The organism is Rufibacter ruber (genome assembly GCF_001647275.1).
Classification (GTDB): domain Bacteria; phylum Bacteroidota; class Bacteroidia; order Cytophagales; family Hymenobacteraceae; genus Nibribacter; species Nibribacter ruber_C.
Genome location: NZ_LRMM01000001.1, coordinates 148,129 through 169,511, shown reverse-complemented (window position 1 = coordinate 169,511; position 21,383 = coordinate 148,129). Strand labels below are relative to the sequence as shown.

Sequence of the window (21,383 nt, the reverse complement as noted above, 5' to 3'; positions counted from 1 at the left end):
AAAACAGACATGAACCAGAATGAATTTATAAAGGCGTATGCCCCGGCCACCGTGGCCAATGTGTGCTGTGGTTTTGATGTATTGGGCTTCGCCTTAGACCAACCCGGTGATGAAGTATGGGCGCGTTTAGCAGATAAACCCGGCATCACCATTACCGCCGTCACCGGCGTAGACGGGCTTACCGCTGACCCCAAAGAAAACGTAATTGGTGTTGTAGCCCAGAAAATGCTGGATGACCTGCAGCTGGAGCAAGGGCTTGAGCTGCAGCTGCACAAGGGCATGCCCGTTGGGAGTGGCCTGGGCAGCAGCGCCGCCAGCTCTGCCGCCGCCGCTTTTGCCGTCAATGAGCTGTTAGGGAAACCTTTCACCACCCAGGAGCTGGTTTTATACGCTATGGAAGGGGAGCGCAAAGCCTCCGGTTCTGCCCACGCAGACAATGTAGCCCCTGCCCTCTTAGGCGGGTTTGTGCTGGTACGCGACTACGCCCCCTTAGATGTCGTGCCGCTGGGGGTACCGGTAGACATGTTCTGCTCGGTCCTGTATCCGCAGATAGAATTGAAAACCTCCCTTTCCCGCAGCATTCTCAAGCAGGAGATTCCTTTAAAGAAGGGAATACGGCAGTGGGGAAACCTGGCCGGGCTGATGGTGGGGCTCCTGAAAAAAGACTACGGCCTCATTGGCCGAAGCCTGCATGATGAAATCTTTGAGCCGGAGCGCTCCATCCTGATCCCGCTGTTTAAGCAGGTGAAGGAGGCGGCGCTGGCCGCTGGTGCCCTGGGCTGCGGCATCTCCGGGTCCGGCCCGTCCATTTTTGCCCTTTCGGCCACCCGTGAAACGGCGCAGGCCGTAAGCGCGGCCATGGAAAAAGTGTACGCCCACAGTGGCATTGAAACCAAATCTTACCTTTCACCAGTACCTAAAGAAGGGGTGCGTCTTATTGCCCAAACTACCTTAGCCTCTGCCTGACTATGAACTACTACAGCACCAACGGCCATGTACAGGAACTGAGCTTCAAAGAAGCCGTTCTGAAAGGATTACCCCAGGACAAAGGCCTTTTTTTTCCGAAGGAGATCCCCCAGCTGCCCGACTCCTTTTTTGAGGCGCTGCCAGACCTGCTCCTGCCCCAGGTGGCGTTTCAGGTTCTCAAGCCCTTTGTGCAACCAGACCTCACAGAAGCACAGCTCCAGCAGATTTGTGAAGACGTCTTTACTTTTCCAATTCCGCTGGTAGAAGTGGAGCAAGGTCTGTACGCCCTTGAATTGTTTCACGGCCCCACCTGCGCGTTCAAAGACGTGGGGGCCCGCTTCATGTCGCGCTGCCTGCAGGCGTTTGCTGACCGGGACAAGCCGGTAACGGTGCTGGTGGCCACCTCTGGTGATACCGGCAGTGCCGTGGCCAACGGGTTTCTGGGGCTGGAGAACATTGACGTGGTGGTGCTGTACCCGCAGGGCGGGGTGAGCGAAATCCAGGAGGTGCAGTTCACCACATTGGGGCAGAACATTAGCGCCGTGGCCGTAGAAGGCACTTTTGATGATTGCCAGGCGTTGGTGAAACAGGCGTTTTCTGACGGGGAGCTGAACCAGGTGAAAAACCTTTCCTCGGCCAACTCCATCAACGTGGCGCGGTGGCTGCCCCAGATGGTGTACTACTTCTACGCCTGGGGCCAATGGAAACTGCGTCACCCTGACCAGACCGGCCTCACGGTTTCAGTGCCCAGCGGCAACTTCGGGAATCTGGCGGCCGGGCTGGTGGCCCGGCAAATGGGACTGCCTATCTCCTATTTCATTGCCGCCACCAACCGTAACAAGATTGTGCCTGACTACCTGGAAACCGGCGACTATCAACCGGCTCCCTCTGTGGCCACCATTGCCAACGCCATGGACGTGGGCGCGCCCAACAACTTCCCCCGTATTCAGCATTTGTTCGGGAACAAACTGGACGCCCTGCAGCAGGTGGTGAAAGGTTTCTGGGCCGACGATGACCAAATCAAAGAAATTATTCAGCGGGTGTATGAAGCGCGTGACTACCTGTTAGACCCCCATGGGGCCATTGGCTTCCTCAGCCTGAAAAAGCTTATGTCTGGTTTAAGAACGCAAGGCATCTTTCTGGAAACCGCCCATCCGGCCAAATTCAAGAACAGCATTGAAGCCGTGCTGGGGCACGAGATTGCGGTACCGGAGCAGCTGCAGGCGTTTCTGGGTAGGCAGAAGCAAGTGACCATTCTGCCTAATGATTACAAAGAACTGGCGCTGCTTCTGAAGCAGACACACAAAGAAGGAACGTTATAAGTTTCTGTTTTCGGCCTGTTTTTAGGAAAACAGCGAAAACAGAAATGTAGCAGGAGCCCTCACAGGTTTTGAAAACTGGTGAGGGCTTTCTGTTTGCCGTTGGCGTAGACGCTCGCAGGTCCTCCGGACGCTACGAGGTCTTGGGAACAGGCGTAGTTGCGATGGCTGATGATTAAGCCCTGGAATGCGTGGCCCACCCCTACCCTCTGAGGAGGGGAATTCACTGCTGGAGATGAAGGCCGTTTTTGGCTTACTTTCCAGAAAACAGGCCAGAAACACAAACAACTGAGTTCCTTCTCCCCCTGGGAAAAGGTTAGGATGAGGGTATATTCGTTTTAAAAAAAGTAAAGACTAAGCAGGAGAAAGGTGCGGAAGTAAAGTACGCGCCATAGAAAATCTCGTATTGGGTGATACCTAATCTTTTCTGGCGCGAGCCTCCAGACTCGTGCCGATGAGTGGCGGGAGCCTCCAGACTCCATTTTCACAAATCCCAGCTTTTGGGTCCCGGCGAGTCTGGAGACTCGCCGCACTGTTAGTCACGGATTGAAACTCCTGCCACCGCTTTCTAAGCAATCAAGCAAAGAGCAATCAGCAATGCTCCAAAGACCTCGTAGCGTCCGGAGGACCTGCGAGCGTCTGCGCCAACGGCTATCCCAATCCTTTAAATTAACCTATACCTGACAATCGTGCTTCTGACAGCCGCCGCTGCCCCCTCACCCTTTCCCTCCAGGGAGAGGAGACGCCGCTCATCTGTTTACGGGCTGTTTTTCTGAAAACAGACCAAAAACAGAAAGCGCCACCCCGTCATTGATACAGGGTGGCGCTTTCAGGCTATTGCAAAATCTTAATCGTGCACTTCTTTTTTGGCGGCACGCAGCGTGTTTTTCAGGAGCATGGCAATGGTTAAGGGGCCTACTCCGCCGGGCACGGGGGTGATGTAGCTGCATTTGGGCGCTACGTGGTCAAAGTCCACATCGCCGCGCAGGCGCCAGCCGCGGGCACGGGTGGCATCTTCAACGCGGGTGGTACCCACGTCAATCACCACGGCCCCCTCTTTCACCATGTCTGCGGTAATCAGGCCGGGCTTGCCCACGGCTACAATCAGGATATCGGCCTGGCGGGTGTGGTGCGCCAAATCAACGGTGTTGCGGTGGCAAATGGTCACGGTGCTTTCACCGGGATAGGTGCACTTGCTCATGAGAATGCTGATGGGCGTGCCTACAATGTTGCTTCGGCCTACCACCACGCAGTGCTTGCCTTTGGTTTCAATGTTGTAGCGCTCCAGCAGTTGCAGGATTCCATAGGGCGTGGCGGGAAGATAGGCGGGCAGGCCGGCTACCATGTGCCCCACGTTGAGCGGGTGGAAACCGTCTACGTCTTTCTTATAGTCCAGCACCTCCAGCACCCGGGTTGAGCTGATGTGCCTGGGCAACGGCAGCTGCACAATGAGACCGTCAATGGTATCGTCCTGGTTGATTTCCCTGATCTTGTTCAGCAGTTCCTCTTCGGTGATGTCGTCTTCATAGTGCAGCAGGGTAGATTCAAAGCCTACATTTTCGCAGGCCAGCACCTTGTTGTTCACATAGGTCATGGAGCCGCCGTCATGGCCCACCAGAATAGCCGCCAGGTGCGGTACTTTCCCTCCTTTGGCTTTGATGTCGGCTACCTCGGCCGCAATCTCACGTTGAATGGCTTCAGAGGTTTTCTTACCGTCTAAGAGAATCATGGGTAGTAAAGAAATGAAGAGATGAACGAAAGCCAAAAGTACAAGCCTCCGGCCAAACGTCCGTCATTTATTTGCAGATATTTCACCTTCGGCTACGCCGAAACAGTTCTCCGGCTGTTAAAACGAAAGGAACTTAAACCCAACTTTTCTTTTTTTTCAGCCCTGGCTCATCATTCTGTTAGCCTATCCCGTATTTTTACCGCAGTACCTCCAACTAACTCCCGCTATGACCAGCTACGAAGACATCTTTGAGAATAACCGCCAATGGATTGCCCAGAAAACCAGCACCAACGCAGATTTTTTCAAGCACCTGGCCCAGGACCAGAACCCCGATTACCTGTACATTGGCTGCTCAGACAGCCGCGTGACCGCTGAGGAATTGATGGGCCTGGGGCCCGGCGAGGTGTTTGTACACCGCAACGTGGCTAACCTGGTAAACAACGTGGACCTGAACGTGATGGCCGTGCTGAACTACGCCATCCGGCACCTCAAGGTGAAGCACATCATTGTCTGCGGCCATTACAACTGCGGCGGCGTGAAAGCGGCCATGCAACCCAAGGATCTGGGAATTCTCAACCCCTGGCTGCGCAACATACGTGACGTGTACCGCCACCACAAAGCCGAGCTGGACGCCATTGCCGGGGAAACCGAGCGGTTCAACCGGTTGGTGGAGCTGAACGTGCTGGAACAGTGCACCAACATCATCAAAACCGCCGCCCTGCAGCTGAGTTACCAGGAAACCGGATTCCCCCAGGTACACGGCTGGGTCTTTGACATCCATACCGGCAACATTATTGACCTCAACATCAACTTTGAGCAGATTCTGCAGGAGATTAAAGCCATTTATGATTTGACCAGCTGATAGGATTGTTGATTGCTAGTTGTTGATTAATACTTGTTGTTCAATTATCTGCTAGTCTTCCTTCTTTGTCCTTCTGAAAGAAACTTTTGGGTGAACGGTAACCACGCTTATGCAATGTACTCTCCCGCCAGTTTGAGCGCCGCGGAAACTTGTGGGTAGCCTTCAAGCAAGTTTACCAACCTGAGATGCTCATTTACCCGGCCACGTACGTTGGTAAACTTTCGCCACGTTTCGTGTCAAGCCGAAGAATTGAAGCAGGAGATTGCGTTTTTGAGCTGTTTTCTGGAAAGCAGGCCAAAAACGGAGGGCTGTGTTTAATAAGTCACGGAAGGAATTTCCGCGCCATAGTTGAGCCATAGGGGGTTAATTGTGGTTTAGCAATTAAGAATTGACATTTAGTAATTACTCCTGAGCCTCACAACCCTACCTCATTCTTGTCATCTTAGAAAGACCTTGTGGGCGAACGGCAAAGGCGGTTATGTATATGCTTTTCTAGTTCGCCCACAAGATCCTTTCAGGATGACAAACTATTATGAAAGTGTATTTAGACAAACTCCGTTTTCGGCCTGTTTCTGGAAACAGCAAAATGGAGTTTCAAGTTATAGCAATTAATTATCCTTAATCCGTTTCAACTGCAGGCACGTCCCTCGGCTGGTCAGAAATGTAATCAAACAGGGAATCTAATTCAGCCCTGGAAAAGGCGAAGGCTGGCATTTGCGTTTTGGCATACTCCTCGAAAATAGCTACTGCTGCAGAGTCTTTTTCTTCTATCATTTTAGAAGAATTCAGAACGAAGGAATACACCCATTCTTTAGAATGCCGTTTCATAACGCCAGCTAATGCCGGGCCTACTACAACTTCAGTAAAACCGTGGCATTGAATACAGTTATTTAGAAATAACGCCTTCCCGGTTTCGTTCTTCAAATCTTCTCCTGTTAATAAAGCCAAGTCTTCATCTATAGTTCCACAATAGAAGACCTCTTCCTCCTGCCCTAGCAACGCATCTTTGTTTGTCACCAACTGATACGCCAACGCCCCCACCACCACCATAAGCAGAAACACTGCGGTATTCAGCAGCCAGGCAGCAACTTTAAGTTTTTCTGGAACATAGGCAAAGCAGGTTGAAACTCCATTAAATATAAGGAGAACGGATTAATAGTGATCAAACCTCATTACTATTGTCATCTTGGAAAGATCTTGTGGGCGCACGGTAGTAGCTTTAATTAAAAGCCGTTCTAGCTTGCCCACAAGATCCTTTCAGGATGACAAAATGGGGAGGAAAATCGAGGGCACGCACTCGTTCTGTTTTTGGCCTGATTTCTGGAAAATAGGCCGAAAACGGAATAAATCATTTTCGTTCTGATATTCATTGTAAGGGCAATCCTTGATGGTTACCCTTATACATTCATAATTGCATTTGGGCAACCACCAGAGATTGCCCCTACTAAAGAAAAAACCCGATGCTTTCACATCGGATTTTGTAAATCAATCTAGTTTCAAAACGGCTAAGAAGGCTTCCTGCGGAATTTCCACGTTGCCTACCTGGCGCATGCGTTTCTTTCCTTTCTTCTGCTTCTCCAGGAGCTTCCGTTTACGGGAAATGTCACCGCCGTAGCATTTGGCCAATACGTTCTTGCGGAGGGCTTTCACCGTTTCACGAGCGATGATCTTCTGCCCGATGGCGGCCTGAATGGCAATCTCAAACATCTGGCGCGGCAGCAGCTCCCGCAATTTCTCGCAGAGGCGCTTGCCCCAGTCATAGGCTTTGTCACGGTGCACAATGGCGGAGAGCGCATCTACTTTTTCGCCGTTGAGCATGATGTCCAGCTTGACCATGTGTGATTCCCGGAACCCAATCAGTTCATAGTCCAGAGACGCGTAGCCGCGGCTGATGGTTTTGAGTTTATCAAAGAAGTCAAACACGATTTCGGCCAGCGGCATCTCAAAAATCAGCTCCACGCGGTCTGAGGTCAGGAAGTTCTGCGCCTTCAGAATGCCGCGCTTGTCCATACAGAGCGAGATGATGGGGCCAATAAATTCGGCTTTGGAGATAATCTGCGCTTTGATAAACGGCTCTTCAATGTGGTCAATGAAGTTAGGTTCCGGCATTTCTGACGGGGCGCTTACCGCTACCTCGCCGTCTTTGGTGGTGAAGGCCTTGAACTGCACGCTGGGTACGGTGGTGATCACGGTCATGTCAAACTCGCGCTCCAGGCGCTCCTGCACAATTTCCATGTGCAGCATGCCCAGGAACCCGCAACGGAACCCGAACCCAAGGGCCGCCGACGTCTCCGGCTCCCACACCAGCGACGCGTCATTGAGCTGCAGTTTCTCCATGGAAGAGCGCAGTTCCTCGTACTCAGTGGTTTCAACGGGGTAAATACCGGCGAATACCATGGGCTTCACTTCCTCGAAGCCTTGAATCTGGATGGTATCTGGGTTAGCGGCGTGGGTGATGGTATCCCCTACTTTTACTTCTTTGGCGTTTTTGATGCCCGAAATCAGGTAGCCCACGTTGCCCGCGGCCATGACCTGCTTGGGTTCCTGGTTCAGCTTGAGTACCCCAATCTCATCGGCCTCGTACTGTTTGCCCGTGGCGATGAATTTTACTTTGTCGCCTTTGCGCAGGGTGCCGTTCATGATCCGGAAGTACACCTCAATGCCGCGGTACGAGTTGAACACCGAGTCAAAAATGAGGGCCTGCAACGGAGCCTCGGGGTCGCCTTTGGGGGCCGGAATACGCTCGCAGATGGCGGCTAGAATCTCTTCAATGCCAATACCGGCTTTGCCCGAGGCATGGATAATGTCTTCCTTGTCGCAGCCAATAAGGTCAATAATCTGGTCGCTCACCTCTTCGGGCATGGCGTGCGGCAGGTCAATCTTGTTCAGCACCGGCACAATCTCCAGGTCATTGCCAATGGCCAGGTACAGGTTGGAAATGGTCTGCGCCTCAATGCCCTGGCTGGAATCTACAATGAGCAACGCGCCCTCACAGGCGGCAATGGACCGCGACACCTCATAGCTGAAGTCCACGTGGCCGGGGGTGTCAATGAGGTTGAGCACGTAGTCTTCGCCCTTATAATGATAGTTCATCTGGATGGCGTGGCTCTTGATGGTGATGCCCCGCTCCCGCTCCAGGTCCATGTTATCTAGCAACTGGTTCTGCATTTCCCGCTCGGCAACGGTCTGGGTAAACTCCAACAGACGGTCGGCCAGGGTACTTTTGCCGTGGTCAATATGCGCAATGATGCAAAAATTGCGGATGTTCTTCATAGGAATCGGTTACAATCTCCAAAGATACAAAGAAAAGTGCGCCGGTGGAACGGGTTGGGCGCCCGCAGCGAGACTTTTTCTGGCGGGATTTGCGTTTCCGGGCTGTTTTTGGGAAAAGAGGCGGAAAACGGGTGAGGGTTTTATTATGTGTGGGGTGTTTAGTATATTCAGTAGAGTAGTTTTCTATTAGCTGAATATAGAATGCAAAGCGTAAGTTTTGCTATATTTATAGGGCAAATAAACTTAGGTCATACGTTTATTTGGCAATTGTGCTCTTCATGCTAAGAAAAGGAAAAATACTAATCTATGGTAACTTATACATCATATGGACAATTTCCAGGAGAAAAATTAAAAGGTGCGGAACAATATAAAAAGTTATATCATTATACCTCCTTTAATACTTTTGTAAAAATATGGTGTACTAAAAAGCTTAAGTTTGGGACACTTACAGAGGTAAATGATATTTTAGAAATGAATTGAGGGATTCAAGCGGCAAACCTTAAACAAACTCCACTAATTTTTGCCTATAGAGACATTAGGACTTCATATAAACAGATAAGTTTTACGATGGACTACGACTCTTACATAAAAGGATGTATGTCACCTTTAATGTGGGGAATTTATGGCGATAAAAGAAAAGGCGTATGCATAGAATTTGATTACAATAAGTTAAACATACCTGATGACTGTTTCAAAGATATTGTAAATTATTATCCTGCTGTAAATGGTAGTGTTTCTATTCCTTCTAATATTAAGACTATAAAAGATATTAAGGATTTTATAAAAGAAAAATCTAAAGAGATGTTTTTTACAAAACAGGAAAGTTGGCAAGGTGAAAACGAATTTCGTTTGATAAGTGACAAGAATGATTATTTAGATATTACATCGGCCATTTCCGCTGTGTATCTTACATCTTGTGATAGTATAGAATGTTTGTGCGTAGAAGAAATAGTAAAAGACACATGTGAAGTAAAATGCATTGATTATATAAAAAATCCGAGGGGAAAAGAATCTATTCCAATTGCAATAAACTGTAGAGAAATAAGGGAAATTAAAGAAAAAGCAAAAACATCACCTTCAAATGCAATCAATCAAATTTGTAAGCAGGCTTTGGAATTATATAATTCTAAAAAAGAAAATGAAAATGCTTCAATGATATTAGAAACATACTTTTTTCCTGAGATTAAAATGATTAGTAATTGGTTATTATAGCACAAATCAAAATGCCAAATATAGCCAATAGCTAGTAGATTTATAATTTGAAGCTTTCTGACACTCATTTAGGTTTGTGACATTGAAGCTGTTTAGAGTTTAGACAGAAAGATGTTTTGCAGAGAATTTAATTTCTGTTTTCGGGCTGTTTTTCAGAAAACAGCCCGAAAACAGAAACCACTGGAATATGAAATACCTTATCCGGTAGCCTTTGCCTGGCAGTTACCAAAACTCTAAACAGCTTCTTTGTTTTCTCACCAGAAGACTTCTACCGCATGGTCTGCGGTTGGGGCTTGTTTTTTACATACTTCTCCAGCCACTGGTCCATCTCCCAGAGCATGTGCATGATTGATTCTTTGGCTCCGTAGCCGTGGCTCTCAGCGGGCAGTACTACATAGCGGGTGGTGGCGCCATGGCCTTTTAAGGCATTGTAGAAGCGCTCACTTTGGATGGGGAAAGTGCCGGAGTTGTTGTCGGCTTCCCCGTGAATGAGCAGGAGCGGGGTTTTGATCTTGTCAGCATAATTAAACGGCGACATTTTCGCATACACCTCAGGCGCCTGCCAGAACGTGCGTTCCTCAGCCTGGAATCCGAAGGGCGTTAAGGTGCGGTTATAGGCACCGCTTCTGGCAATACCGGCGGCAAACAAGTTAGAGTGGGCCAGTAAGTTTGCGGTCATGAAGGCCCCGTATGAATGACCTCCCACGCCTACGCGGACAGGGTCAGCAATTCCCATTTTGGTGACTTCATCAATTGCCGCTTTGGCACTGGCCACCAACTGCTCAACGTAGGTGTCATTCGGTTCGGCATTGCCTTCGCCCACAATAGGAATGTCTGTACGGTCTAAAACGGCATAGCCTCTGGTAACCCAGAACAAGGGGGAGCCATAGCTGATGCGGGTAAACTCATACGGTGAACTTTTCACCTGTCCGGCCGCCGCGGCGTCTTTGAATTCCCGTGGGTACGCCCAAAGGAGCATAGGCAGACGGCCCTGTTCTTTTTTGTAGCCTTTGGGGGTGTACAGGGTGGCCGTGAGGGTAACCCCGTCATTGCGTTTGTAGGTGAGCAGTTGTTTCTCTACCCCAATCAATTCTGGGGCCGGATGCGGGAATTTGGTTACCGCTGTCAGTTTCTTAGCGCCAACGGTGCGAAGGAAATAATTGGGCGGGTCATTTTCAGATTCGCGGCGGGTAATAAACAGCCCTTTCTCTGGGTCCAGCACATCAACCGGACGCTCATAGTACGGGGCCTCTGACCGCCATAGAATGTCATTCTTACGGGTATTCAGGTTGAACTTGCTCAGGAAAGGGCGGTTTCCCTGCGGGGAGCCACCCTCACTGATCATGAACAGGTTGCCAGACTTGTCTGTGAGAAGAACGTTGCGGCCGTACTGGTTCTTTACCATGACAGGTGAACCCGGGTCTGTGTAAAGGTCTTCATAGGAGCGTTCCAGAAGCAGGGAGGGCTGGGCATTGGGTTGGCTGGGCTTTATACGGGTGCGGCGCTCCTGGCGGGTGCGCCACCAACGCTCGGTGACAATAGCCAAATCATTGTTGCCCCAGGTAATTCCGCTGTAACGGAGTTTAGTACCCGCAATGGCCACCGGTGCGGCGGTAAACGGAGCGGGCTGGGTGTACACCAGGTCCCTTACAGGCACCTCTTTTTTATCATCACCGCCATCCTGGGCTTCTACCCAGTACAAGGAAGCAGGTTGGTCAGGGCGCCAGGCCACATTTCTGGGGCCGGCCGCCACCGCATTAAAACCTACCGGAATGTTTTCCCCCAACGGAATATCAGCGATCTGTTTCACCAGTTTCCCCTGGCGGTCCAGCACCTGAACCGAGTAGGGGAACAGGTAGGAAGGCACCAGGTAAGAGTAGGGCCGGTGGGTGGTAGACACCAGCAGGTACTGCCCGTCTGGCGACACATCAAAGGACCGGATCACCCCCTGCACGCCCACCGGTGTCTGCTTTCCGTCTAAACTCACCTGCACCAATTGGCTGTTGAGGTAATAGTCAAAGAGGGCTTCATCCTGTCTATTCTTGAGCAGGTCCTGATAGGTGCGGGAAGGGGCAGTCTTGCCCAGGTTTTCCTGGATCACGGGACCTGCCGGGGTGGTGTTTGACTTGGGAGCCTCGCCGCGGGTGGGGTTTACAAGTTTCACCAACAAGGCTTTGCTGTCTGGGGTCCAGGTAAAAGCGTTCCCATAGGCATCATTCACCTGCGCTGCGGTCAGCTTCTTCACGGCTCTGTCCTGCACATTCAACACCCAGAGCTCAATGCCGTTGTGTGCGGTGTTGAGAAACGCCACCTGCTTCTCATCTGGTGACCAGGTGACATCAGAAATCTTGGGGTTGGACGGAAGCCCCTGTACCGGGAACTCCTGCCCCCCCTTTACTTTCTTCAGTAGAAGGCTGTTGAACGAAGATCCCCGGCTGGCACCGTTTACCGCCGGATTGATCCGGAGTCCGCCAATGCGGGCTTCAGGGGCAGCAACCTCTTCTATGGAAGGATAGCCCGGCCGCTCCATGACCAGCATCCATTCGCCTTTGGCGTCAAAGGATACGGACGGGGTGGCGGGGGCTTCAATCAGTTTGGCAATTGCCTCAGCGGGACGCTGGTACGTCACGTTTAAATCTTTGGGGCCTTGGGCTACCACGGGGCTGGACAAGGAGAGCGCCAGCAGCCAAAGAGCCACCTTAGGCCGTTTAGATAAGACTAAGTTTTTCATAAAAGTTTGTTTGTGTTGTAAGTAATAAGGCAGCGTACAGTAAGCGGTAATGTAACTCTCTCGCATTTGCTGAAAACAAGGGTTTCATGTTCAGAGTAAGAAATTCCTTTACTTTACTGAGGTACTAATATAGGTATTGGTCCTGAAAGAATTGCAGCCTTCAAATGAAACAGCAGCTGTTGGGAAGTGGCTTCTGCAGGTTCAGAAAGATATAGGGGGGCAACCATGAACGATCCTGTTCGTAACACACCCATCTTCTAAGAGTGGTATAAAGACATAGTAACTTCATTTCTGGCTTTATTCTTGTGTCAGCTACTCTAAAGTAACCGTTTCACCCTATTGGCTTCCATTTATGAAAAAGCAGTTTTACGTGCAGGCAGTGGTTTTAATCCTGTTTCTGGTAAGTACGGTTGGCTGTTCCAGCTCCAGAAATACCAGCAGCTCCCGCACTCCCTCCTCAACCAGAACATCTAAGAGCCAGCACCCCGGAGTACGCACAACAGGAATCTATTTGCCTGGTTCAGAACCATCAACCGCCGGAATGCCCCCTGGGCAGGCAAAAAAAGTAGTAGGTGCGCAGTCTGCTAAGGAGTTTGCCCCGGGGCAGCAGAAAAAGGCTTTGAAAGAAGGGAAGTATAAAGGCAAAAAGGGCAAGAAGGGAAAGAAAAAGTAAGTCTATGATTTACCGGTTCGGCTCCAGCTACGGTTTCCCCTTTTCATTCTTCCGGTAGACCAGCGTGGTGTCTCTACCTCTGATTTAGAACCAGCCTTTCTGCTCTGCGTACATAAACCAGAAACTAACCACTAGAACTATGGCCACCAGAGACGAAGATAGGCAAAACCCAGATAGCCCCGGCAACATCCATGATGAGAGCCATCAGCGCAATGCACCCGGCAACCATCCAGACCCTACCGCTAAACGCAACATTGGGCCCGGGGGAGACACCGAACGCAATGACCAGAAAGATAAGCTGGAGAACCTGCACATTGGCGGTAATGAGATCACCGGCTACGGCGCGAATGACCGTACAGACACTGAGTCTTTTGCCCAAGGCCCCGGTTTTGAATTTGAGGGGAGCTATGAGGAGATGGACGGCAGCGTTAACGGCGTGCGAAGCTCAGACCAGCCTTTTGGCAGTGATGAGACAGAACCCTCTGAAAACGATCCCACCCGTATTTAACAATGCTGCCTAACAAGAAAGCCGGACTTGCCCAAAGGCAGGTCCGGCTTTCTTGTTTTGTAACTCCTGTTTTCGCTGTTTTCAGAAAAACAGCCCGAAAACAGGAGTCTGCTCCAGTACTGCTGGCGCGGTGGTACGTGTGTGTGGGTACGAAAGAGACTTTATTTCTCAGGATACCACTGTAAAAGCTTCACCTCTATTTTTTTCTTCCCGTCTGCCACCAGCTGCTTGAAAGCTGCTACGTCACTTAACCCGTTTTGCCCGCGGTAGTGATAGGGAATGACTACGTTGGGTTTAAAAGCCAGCACGGCCGCGGCGGCCTGGTTGATATCCATGGTGTAGGGGAGGTTCATGCACACAAACGCCACGTCAATGTCTTTGAGGGAACGCATTTCTGGGATGTCTTCGGTGTCACCGGACAGATAGATGCGCTTGCCGCCCATCTCCAGAAGGTAGCCGTTCCCGCGCCCTTTGGGGTGGCGGGAGTCGGCGGTTTCCGGGAGGTTGTACATGGGCACCGCCGTGATGGGGATGGAGAGCTGAGTGGTTTTTTCGACGTTGGCCAGTACCACCGCCTTGGCTTTCATGCTTTCAGGAAGCTGGTTCACAACTGCCTGAGGGGCTATGATTCTGGCTTTGCTGGTATTCAGGGCTTCCAGGGTTTTCAGGTCCAGGTGGTCCCCGTGAATGTCTGTGATCAGGATGAGGTCCGGGTCGGTCATCCCGGCAAAAGCTTTGGCACCGCCGGTAGGGTCTACATAAATGGTTTTGTTATCCCATTGCAGCGCCAGGGTGGCGTGCAGGATAGGCTGAATGGTAAGGGTGCCTTTTTTGGTTTCTATTTTTTCAGCCGGTGCCAGTTGCTGGGCCTGGGCCGTTCCTGCCAGCAGCAGGAGCAGGCAGACAAAGTGTTTTTGAATAGTCATAGGTAGTACATCTGGTTCTGTTATAAAGACAACTTGTAAGGCATAAGGTTTTTGTGGCTGCTCTGTCTCCTTTAAAAGGGCTCAAACCGCACGTCTGTAAATTTGCCTCCCGTGATGGTTTTGGTGGAGGTCTGGCTGTCATTTTCGCCTACAAATTCAAAGGTGCCGGAAATGGTTCTGCTGGATTTATCAAATTTGGTGACATTGATGAGACAGTCTCCGTTCAGGAAAGAGCTCCACTGCTCATTGGAGTTGCCGCTCAGGTAGGTGCCTACCACAATCCCGCTGGAGTTGCCGGTAAAGGTGCCCGTGCCGGTCACATTGTCAATGGCAAGGGAAATTCCTTCGCCGCTGGCGCTTTCGCCCCCTATGAGCAAGTCCTGGTACGCTTCATTGTAAGCCGCCGACACCCGGACGGCTTTCCAGTCCTGGCCGTTGATCTGGGCCGTGATGGTGCCAGCGGGGCCATTCTCCTCATGGTCATCTTCACTGCAGGCATTCAACAGAAGGCAGCACAGAAGGAGGGAGTGGAGCAGTAGTAGTTTAACTTTCATACGGTGGAAGGGAAGAGATGGAAAAAAGCTTGGGTGATCTTTTTTTGCAGAAAGATCACCCAAACCGGGACTATTTTCTGGAATTCAAAAGACCAGCCGGTACAGAGAGTTCGCCGGTGTGGGGGTCTATCAAACCATTTCGCTCGTCTTCAATGTTGGTGGCCTGGGTATACACATCACCGGCTATAGGGCGTTTGCGCATCTCCTCCTTGAAGACCCTGATTCGGTCAGCGCGTTCCTCCAGGTCATTGGGCCCGCCGTAGTCAGAGAACCCGAAACCTCCCCATTCGCTAATGATCACGGGGGTCTGGCCCCGGTAGAAATACTGGTCCCCCACCACCAGTGGGAAAGCGGCAACCCCTTCCATCTGGCCTTCGGTGATCTGGTCAAGCACTTCACACCAGCGGTCCACCTCTGGGGTGTACACGTGGGCGGTCAGCATGTCTGACTTCAGCTTGCCTTCATACGAGATGTGCTGCCACCCGTCATTGTCTACCACCAGAAACTGCGGATACCTGATCTTCATGTAATGGAAGGTGTCCATGATGTACTGGCGGGTTTCTGGGTTGGTGGCAATGTCCTGGGCACCCCAGTCTTCATTGTAAAGGGACCAGATGATCACAGACGGGTTGGTCTCAATCAGGGCCAGCATTCTGAGGAGCTCTGCGTAATGGTTTTCCCGGCTCTTCTGGGTGGAGCTGTGCGGACTGGGGACTTCCACCCAAAGCAGGAGGCCAATTTCATCTGCCAGGTTGTAGATGCGCGGGTCCACCCCGGCTATGTGCACCCGCACCAGGTTGCAACCCAGTTCTTTCATGGCGTACATGTGGCGGCGCATTTCCTCATAGGTGGCGGTGCCGGGCTGGTACAGAATTCCGTCAATGTAAATCTCCTGGTTGTTCAGGTAGATATGACGGCCCCGCGCCTCAATTTTACGCATGCCAAAATGGCCCTGAATTTCGGCGGTGTAGCCGTTGGCGTCTATGAGCTGGGCCACCAGCCGGTACAGCTTTGGGTGCTCAGGGCTCCAGAGCTGGGCGTTAGGAATCTGCATGACCACGTTCTGGAGCTTTTGCCCTTCACTGAGCTTTAACAGGTAATCTGAGGTGGCAAACGGTTCAGGGCTGTCACTGTCCTGTTCAAACACCTGCAGCCGGAGCGTGTACATGCCGGGGTCATGAATGCGGGAAGTGAAGGTAAAGCGCACCAAGGAGTCTTCAATAATGCTCTGCACTCCAATGCGTGACCGCAGACGGTTGCGCTCAACGGTTTCCATCCAGACGCTGCGTACGGCACCGGTATAGGTCTGATACCAGATACCGCCCCGCTTGTACACGTGTGACTCCTGCTTTCCGCGCGGTATCTCAGCGTCCATGGTGTCTGCTATGCGTACGGTGAGCCAGTTCACGGGGAGCAGGTGTTCTTCGTTCAGCTCATACGAAAAGGAGGTGTACTCACCGTAGTGCACATCTTCGCCCTCAACTGAGGTCAGGAGCCGGCCGTTGAGCCAGACCCTGGTTTCATAGCCGCACGCACCAAAAGTGATCTGGAACATGGTGTTCTCATTCTTTTCACCGCGCTGGGGCCTGGGGAATTCCCGCTCATACCACACCACCACTTTGTCATGCCACGCCGGCCCTTCTTGTATCTGGCCTTTGGCCTGAGCCAGGTGCTCTTCCACAGATCCTGGCCAGTTGGCGGTATGGGCATAGTTGTGGCCCAGAAACCAGGACTCGCGCAGGCCTCTGTCGTCGGTATCCAGCTCAAACTTCCATTCCCCGTCTAGCAGGAAATAGTTGTTGGGCCTGAGGATTGCCCGGGGCAAAGGATTTTGGTCTGGTTTGGCAATAGCGGCTTCTTCAAAGCTTTTGGTGGTGCTTAAATTGGGTTGCTGCGAACTCATAGGTCAAAGGTTTGAAAACAGTTTCAAAACAGGTTTCCTGTCTTTAACGGGAATCTTTGATCTCAGGTCATCAGAAGTGCCGAATAGTGCGGAGGAACAGAAAAGCTCTGGGCCGGGGAGGTTTCTGTACGTTCTGTTTTTGGCCTGTTTTTTCAAAATCAGGCTAAAAACAGAATGTACGGGAAGGGCGGCTGGCTTTTATTTCATATCTGTTTTCAGCCTGTTTTTCTGAAAACAGCCTGAAAACAGAAAACCCTTTTGGACGCATTCCAAAAGGGTTTTCTTGGGGTGACTAGTTGAGAAACTGAGGTCTACTTCAGCTTTAGATCAGAAATGATCTGCTGTATTTTCTGGTCCAGTTTCTGGCCCACCTGCTCAAACTCACCCGCAGTGGCCAACGGCTCCCGCACGCTGAAGTAGAATTTGATCTTTGGCTCAGTGCCAGACGGCCTGGCCGAAACCTTGGTGCCGTCTTCGGTGAGGAACTGGAGCACGTTGGAGCTCTCCAGGCCGGTAGCGGTTTCCTGGCCAGTCTTCAGGTTCTTTCTGAAGCCGGTCTTGTAGTCAATCACCTCCACCACGTCTGAACCTGCAATGGTCTGGGGCGGATTCTCGCGCAGCTCCTGCATCATCTCCTGAATTTCCTGGGCACCGCGGTGGCCTTTCTTGGTCAGGGAGATCAGGTCTTCTTTGTAGAAGCCAAACTCCTGGTACATCTGGATCATGAGCTCAAACAGGCTCTTGCCCTGGTCTTTGGCAGACGCCACCATTTCAGCAATCATGGCGCAGGAAGAAACGGCATCTTTGTCCCGCACAAAGTCTCCCACCAAGAAGCCGTAGCTCTCTTCACCGCCGCAGATATACTGGGCCTCGCCTTCCTTGTCACGCATGATGGTGGCAATGTACTTGAAGCCGGTGAGGGTCTCATAGCAGTCTACGCCAAAGCCCTCAGCTACGCGGTTGATGAGGTCTGTGGTCACAATGGTGTTCACCACGTATTCTCTGCCCGTGAGTTTGCCTGCTTTTTTCCAGGCCTGCAAGATGTAGTAGGTGAGCAGGGCGGCGGTTTGGTTCCCGTTGAGCAGCACCCATTCTCCTTTCTGGTCTTTCACGGCAATGCCCACGCGGTCTGCGTCTGGGTCAGTGGCCAGCACTAAATCAGCATCCAGTTCCCTTGCTTTTTGCATGGCCAGGTTCATGGCGTCTTTTTCCTCGGGGTTGGGGTACACTACCGTCGGGAAATTCCCATCGGGCGTAGCCTGCGCCTCCAGCACGTGTACATTGGTAAACCCAAAACGCTCCAGCGCGCGCGGTACCAGTGTAATACCGGTGCCGTGAATAGGGGTGAAGACAATTTTGAGGTCTTTCTGGCGCTGAATCATGGCCGGGTCTACTGACAGCGTGGCCACTTTGTCCAGGTACGCCTGGTCTACTTCGTCCAGAATGAACTCTATGTTCGCCTCATTGCGCTTAAACTTCACCTGCTCAACGCTCTGGATCTTGTTCACCTCGGCAATGATGTTCTTGTCATGCGGGGCGGTTACCTGCCCGCCGTCATTCCAGTAGGCCTTGTAGCCGTTGTATTCTTTGGGGTTGTGTGAAGCTGTCAAGACAACGCCGCTCTGGCAACCTAAATGCCTGATGGCGAAAGACAGCTCGGGCGTGGGCCTAAGCTCTTTGAAGAAGTACACTTTAATGCCGTTGGCGCTGAACACATCTGCCACCACGTTGGCAAACACATCTGAGTTGTTGCGGCTGTCATGAGCAATGGCCACGCTGATCTGCTGCTCCGGGAACGACTTGAGCAGGTAGTTGCTCAGCCCCTGCGTGGCCATGCCCACGGTGTAGCGGTTCATGCGGTTGCTGCCCACGCCCATGATGCCGCGCAGACCGCCGGTGCCAAACTCCAGGTCTTTGTAGAAGGAATCGGTGAGGGTGTCGGCGTCACCGGCGTCAATGATCTTCTGTAATTTAGCTTTGGTGTCGGCGTCATAGCCGCCTTCCAGCCACGCGTTGATTTTGGTCTGTACCGCCGGTTCCAGTGAAAGATGGTTTTCCATAGTGATAGTAGAGAAAAGGAAAAGCGTTTTTGGGCTGTTTTTACGAAACCAGCCCCAAAACAGCTTCGTGTTTTTTGTATTTAATGGTTCAATAATAGTAAATTCTTTTTTCCCATCCGCACAGCGGAATGGAATGCCTGCTTTTAAGGTTTGCCACCCGTCTTCTGCCTGGATTGGCCGGGAGGAGGGTTGCCCGCCAATTACCGGCCGCAGGTAAACGAAAGTGCGTTTTTGGCCTGTTTTCTGAAAACGAGGCCAAAAACGCACCTACTGGTACTACTCAAAAAAGCGGGTACGGGTTTTATAAATTTCCGCGCAGCGCCTGTTCGCGCTCAATAGACTCAAACAGGGCCTTGAAATTGCCTTTCCCGAAGGATTTGGCCCCTTTGCGCTGAATGATCTCATAGAACACCGTGGGTCTGTCTTCTACGGGTTTGGTAAAGATCTGGAGCAGGTACCCCTCATTGTCACGGTCTACCAGAATGTTCAGGTCCTGGAGCGGTTTGAGGTCTTCATCAATGTTGCCCACGCGCTCCAGCAGGTCTTCATAATAGGAGCCGGGCACACTCAGGAATTCTACGCCGCGCCGCCGCAGTTCCCCCACGGTGTGCACAATGTCATCTGTGGCAATGGCAATGTGCTGCACGCCGGGGCCGTGGTAGAAATCAAGGTACTCCTCAATCTGCGATTTCTTCTTGCCCTCAGCGGGCTCGTTGATGGGGAATTTCACGTAGCCGTTGCCGTTGCTCATCACCTTGCTCATGAGCGCCGAATACTCGGTGGAGATATCTTCGTCATCAAAGGTGAGCAGCAGCTGGAAGCCCATTACCTGCGCGTAGAAATCTACCCACTGGTTCATCTCGCCCCAGCCCACGTTGCCCACGCAGTGGTCTACGTGTTTGAAGCCCACCGGCGTGATGGGCATGTTGCTTTTGCGGGCCACATAGCCGGGCATGAAGGCGCCGGTATAGTTCTTGCGCTCCACAAACGTGTGCACGGTTTCGCCATAGGTGTAGATAGAGGCGATTTTTACCTCGCCAAACTCATCTGTGAGGGTCTGTGGCTCCCCCGCCGATTTGGCCCCGCGCAGGGTGGTTTCCTCGTAGGCCTTGTACGCGTCATCTACCCACAGCGCCATGACCTTTACGCCGTCACCGTGCAGGCGCACGTGCTCAGAAATAGCAGAATCTGGTTGCAAAGACGTGGTGAGCACCAGCCGCACCTTGCCTTGCTGCAACACATAAGAAGCCCGGTCGCGCACGCCTGTCTCTGGCCCGGCATAGGCCACCAGCTCATACCCAAACGCGCTTTGGTAGTAGTAGGCGCTCTGCTTGGCGTTGCCTACGTAGAACTCCAGGTAATCTGTGCCGTTGAGCGGCAGAAAGTCTACGGGGGTGTCTTTTTTTAAATCAGTGGCTGTCTCCATATGGTTGGTTATTTTTGGATGTTTCTGGAATAGAATACGGTAATTCCTGTAAAAATAGAAGAATAGTTAGCAAAAGCAAACAAGTGTTAGGCGGCTGATTTGCCGCGGCTACTTGTAAATTGTGTAAGTTGTTCCCAACTTTGGGAAAAATAAGATAGGCATGAATACCCAAGACTTGAATACTTCCCTTGTGGCCCTTATCCGGAAAAAGCAGGAATTAGGCCAGCTCTCGTACAATGATGACCGCTATGATGATGTAGAAGAGGAGCTGCATGACCAGGAAGACGACTTCAACGACAATTTCGGGGAGTATCTGGAGGAGGTGCTGGGTGATGTGCACCAGAAGCATTGTCCAGACACTGATGTGCTGCTGCCCACGGCTTATCTGCCAGAGGCGCTGAACCCAGAGGGGCAGGTAGACATTACCGGCAAAGAAGGGGTTTGGGTGGAGGCTGATGCCTACCCGAACAAAGAAGCCCGCCTTTTGCTGGTGCCTAACCCCGCCCGGTTGATTCTGAGCGTGGGCAAGAACGTGCGGGAAGAAGTTTGGAGAGCGGAGTAAATCGTATCAAGTAGCACGTAGCACGTAGCAAGACTTTCATGAAACGGCTCCCGTGCGGGTTTTCCCCGCGCCGGAGCCGTTTCCGTTTTTGGCCTGTTTTGGCGAAAGTAGGCTTAGAACAGGGTCTTCCTGTAGTTTATTTGGTGCTTGCTGATGAATGAAACGCCAGTTTTAGAGCTGTAGTGCTTAGTTTGTTCTTGCTTTGGCTGTGCGGCCTTTGCCGTTTGCAATGCGTTGTCTGCTGTTTTCTTGGCTGGTTGAGGCTGCCTTGGCTGTTGGATGAGGTGCCTTATAGTCATGCTGCTGCCACTGCCACGGCAATGCGTAGTTTGGTGTTCCCCTGGCTGGGATGTTTGCTCCGGTGCGAAATCCCATTGCTGTTTCATCTTTTTCGGTAAGCGCTCACGGCCGCGGGGCCCGTCCTGGGGGTGAGCACTGCTGTTAAAACTAGGCCCTCCGGCCTTGCCGCTGAAGCGGCACCGTATTAACAGAGGCGCTCACCCCCAGGACTGATTTGGGTTCCTTTGCTGCTACTTCCTATACTTGCTCTGTCTGTTCCAGTAGGTAACCGTTGCTGATCCGCTAGCCTATGGCGAGCCCGTGCTGCGCACATCAGCCAGGGGCAGAAGTGCTAATTAACCCAGGTGCCACCAGCAGAAGTGTTGATTGTTCATTGTTG

At 51.7% G+C, this 21,383-nt stretch carries 15 protein-coding genes; 6 read left to right on the top strand and 9 right to left on the bottom strand.

Annotation, left to right across the window (positions count from 1 at the left end):
* Nucleotides 1-9 precede the first annotated feature (9 nt).
* Both A8O25_RS00690 and thrC read left to right on the top strand, forming a co-directional pair.
* Complete coding sequence (locus A8O25_RS00690) at nt 10-966, top strand: homoserine kinase (protein WP_066829443.1); 957 nt, start codon at nt 10-12, stop codon at nt 964-966.
* 2 nt (nt 967-968) lie between these two features.
* The gene (gene thrC / locus A8O25_RS00685) at nt 969-2,288 is read left to right on the top strand and encodes a threonine synthase (protein WP_066829441.1); all 1,320 of its coding nucleotides are present in this window, start codon (nt 969-971) and stop codon (nt 2,286-2,288) included.
* An 844-nt stretch (nt 2,289-3,132) separates the two neighbouring features.
* On the opposite strand, the gene A8O25_RS00680 is transcribed toward thrC, so the two are convergent.
* Nucleotides 3,133-4,014, bottom strand: coding sequence for a bifunctional 5,10-methylenetetrahydrofolate dehydrogenase/5,10-methenyltetrahydrofolate cyclohydrolase (locus A8O25_RS00680; RefSeq protein ID WP_066829439.1), 882 nt, complete (start codon nt 4,012-4,014; stop codon nt 3,133-3,135).
* Between the two features lie 226 nt (nt 4,015-4,240).
* Between A8O25_RS00680 and A8O25_RS00675 the strand changes: the two genes are divergently transcribed.
* Nucleotides 4,241-4,876, top strand: a complete 636-nt coding sequence (locus A8O25_RS00675; protein WP_066829437.1) for a carbonic anhydrase — start codon at nt 4,241-4,243, stop codon at nt 4,874-4,876.
* 618 nt (nt 4,877-5,494) lie between these two features.
* Here A8O25_RS00675 and A8O25_RS00670 read toward each other — a convergent pair.
* Complete coding sequence (locus tag A8O25_RS00670) at nt 5,495-5,926, bottom strand: c-type cytochrome (protein ID WP_153042537.1); 432 nt, start codon at nt 5,924-5,926, stop codon at nt 5,495-5,497.
* Between the two features lie 435 nt (nt 5,927-6,361).
* Nucleotides 6,362-8,149 (bottom strand): translation elongation factor 4, encoded by a 1,788-nt coding sequence (lepA, locus tag A8O25_RS00665; protein WP_066829433.1) that lies wholly within the window; start codon nt 8,147-8,149, stop codon nt 6,362-6,364.
* Nucleotides 8,150-8,716: 567 nt separating this feature from the next.
* Between lepA and A8O25_RS00655 the strand changes: the two genes are divergently transcribed.
* Complete coding sequence (locus tag A8O25_RS00655) at nt 8,717-9,361, top strand: DUF2971 domain-containing protein (RefSeq protein ID WP_066829430.1); 645 nt, start codon at nt 8,717-8,719, stop codon at nt 9,359-9,361.
* A gap of 268 nt (nt 9,362-9,629) precedes the next feature.
* Here the strand turns inward: A8O25_RS00655 and A8O25_RS00650 are convergent, their stop codons facing one another.
* The gene (locus A8O25_RS00650) at nt 9,630-12,092 is read right to left on the bottom strand and encodes an alpha/beta hydrolase family protein (protein ID WP_066829428.1); all 2,463 of its coding nucleotides are present in this window, start codon (nt 12,090-12,092) and stop codon (nt 9,630-9,632) included.
* A gap of 812 nt (nt 12,093-12,904) precedes the next feature.
* Here A8O25_RS00650 and A8O25_RS00640 point away from each other — a divergent pair.
* Nucleotides 12,905-13,273: a hypothetical protein gene (locus A8O25_RS00640; protein ID WP_066829424.1), complete on the top strand. Its 369-nt coding sequence runs from the start codon at nt 12,905-12,907 to the stop codon at nt 13,271-13,273.
* 161 nt (nt 13,274-13,434) lie between these two features.
* Here the strand turns inward: A8O25_RS00640 and A8O25_RS00635 are convergent, their stop codons facing one another.
* The 5 genes from A8O25_RS00635 to hppD all read right to left on the bottom strand — a co-directional run bounded on the left by A8O25_RS00635 (nt 13,435) and on the right by hppD (nt 20,142).
* The gene (locus A8O25_RS00635) at nt 13,435-14,199 is read right to left on the bottom strand and encodes an MBL fold metallo-hydrolase (RefSeq protein ID WP_066829423.1); all 765 of its coding nucleotides are present in this window, start codon (nt 14,197-14,199) and stop codon (nt 13,435-13,437) included.
* Nucleotides 14,200-14,270: 71 nt separating this feature from the next.
* Nucleotides 14,271-14,753, bottom strand: coding sequence for a Riean_0653 family protein (locus A8O25_RS00630; RefSeq protein ID WP_153042536.1), 483 nt, complete (start codon nt 14,751-14,753; stop codon nt 14,271-14,273).
* Nucleotides 14,754-14,823: 70 nt separating this feature from the next.
* Complete coding sequence (locus A8O25_RS00625) at nt 14,824-16,656, bottom strand: glycoside hydrolase family 2 (RefSeq protein WP_066829419.1); 1,833 nt, start codon at nt 16,654-16,656, stop codon at nt 14,824-14,826.
* A gap of 311 nt (nt 16,657-16,967) precedes the next feature.
* Nucleotides 16,968-18,716 (bottom strand): phospho-sugar mutase, encoded by a 1,749-nt coding sequence (locus A8O25_RS00620; RefSeq protein ID WP_066829569.1) that lies wholly within the window; start codon nt 18,714-18,716, stop codon nt 16,968-16,970.
* Nucleotides 18,717-19,017: 301 nt separating this feature from the next.
* Nucleotides 19,018-20,142, bottom strand: coding sequence for a 4-hydroxyphenylpyruvate dioxygenase (gene hppD / locus A8O25_RS00615; RefSeq protein WP_066829417.1), 1,125 nt, complete (start codon nt 20,140-20,142; stop codon nt 19,018-19,020).
* Between the two features lie 160 nt (nt 20,143-20,302).
* Here hppD and A8O25_RS00610 point away from each other — a divergent pair, with 160 nt between their 5' ends.
* The gene (locus tag A8O25_RS00610; protein WP_066829415.1) at nt 20,303-20,704 is read left to right on the top strand and encodes a hypothetical protein; all 402 of its coding nucleotides are present in this window, start codon (nt 20,303-20,305) and stop codon (nt 20,702-20,704) included.
* The last annotated feature ends 679 nt before the right edge of the window (nt 20,705-21,383 follow it).

Coding starts and splice junctions, on each gene's coding strand:
- A8O25_RS00690 (WP_066829443.1), top strand. CDS start 10: ATGAACCAGAATGAATTTATAAAGGCGTATGCCCCGGCCACCGTGGCC.
- thrC (WP_066829441.1), top strand. CDS start 969: ATGAACTACTACAGCACCAACGGCCATGTACAGGAACTGAGCTTCAAA.
- A8O25_RS00680 (WP_066829439.1), bottom strand. CDS start 4,014: ATGATTCTCTTAGACGGTAAGAAAACCTCTGAAGCCATTCAACGTGAG.
- A8O25_RS00675 (WP_066829437.1), top strand. CDS start 4,241: ATGACCAGCTACGAAGACATCTTTGAGAATAACCGCCAATGGATTGCC.
- A8O25_RS00670 (WP_153042537.1), bottom strand. CDS start 5,926: ATGGTGGTGGTGGGGGCGTTGGCGTATCAGTTGGTGACAAACAAAGAT.
- lepA (WP_066829433.1), bottom strand. CDS start 8,149: ATGAAGAACATCCGCAATTTTTGCATCATTGCGCATATTGACCACGGC.
- A8O25_RS00655 (WP_066829430.1), top strand. CDS start 8,717: ATGGACTACGACTCTTACATAAAAGGATGTATGTCACCTTTAATGTGG.
- A8O25_RS00650 (WP_066829428.1), bottom strand. CDS start 12,092: ATGAAAAACTTAGTCTTATCTAAACGGCCTAAGGTGGCTCTTTGGCTG.
- A8O25_RS00640 (WP_066829424.1), top strand. CDS start 12,905: ATGGCCACCAGAGACGAAGATAGGCAAAACCCAGATAGCCCCGGCAAC.
- A8O25_RS00635 (WP_066829423.1), bottom strand. CDS start 14,199: ATGACTATTCAAAAACACTTTGTCTGCCTGCTCCTGCTGCTGGCAGGA.
- A8O25_RS00630 (WP_153042536.1), bottom strand. CDS start 14,753: ATGAAAGTTAAACTACTACTGCTCCACTCCCTCCTTCTGTGCTGCCTT.
- A8O25_RS00625 (WP_066829419.1), bottom strand. CDS start 16,656: ATGAGTTCGCAGCAACCCAATTTAAGCACCACCAAAAGCTTTGAAGAA.
- A8O25_RS00620 (WP_066829569.1), bottom strand. CDS start 18,716: ATGGAAAACCATCTTTCACTGGAACCGGCGGTACAGACCAAAATCAAC.
- hppD (WP_066829417.1), bottom strand. CDS start 20,142: ATGGAGACAGCCACTGATTTAAAAAAAGACACCCCCGTAGACTTTCTG.
- A8O25_RS00610 (WP_066829415.1), top strand. CDS start 20,303: ATGAATACCCAAGACTTGAATACTTCCCTTGTGGCCCTTATCCGGAAA.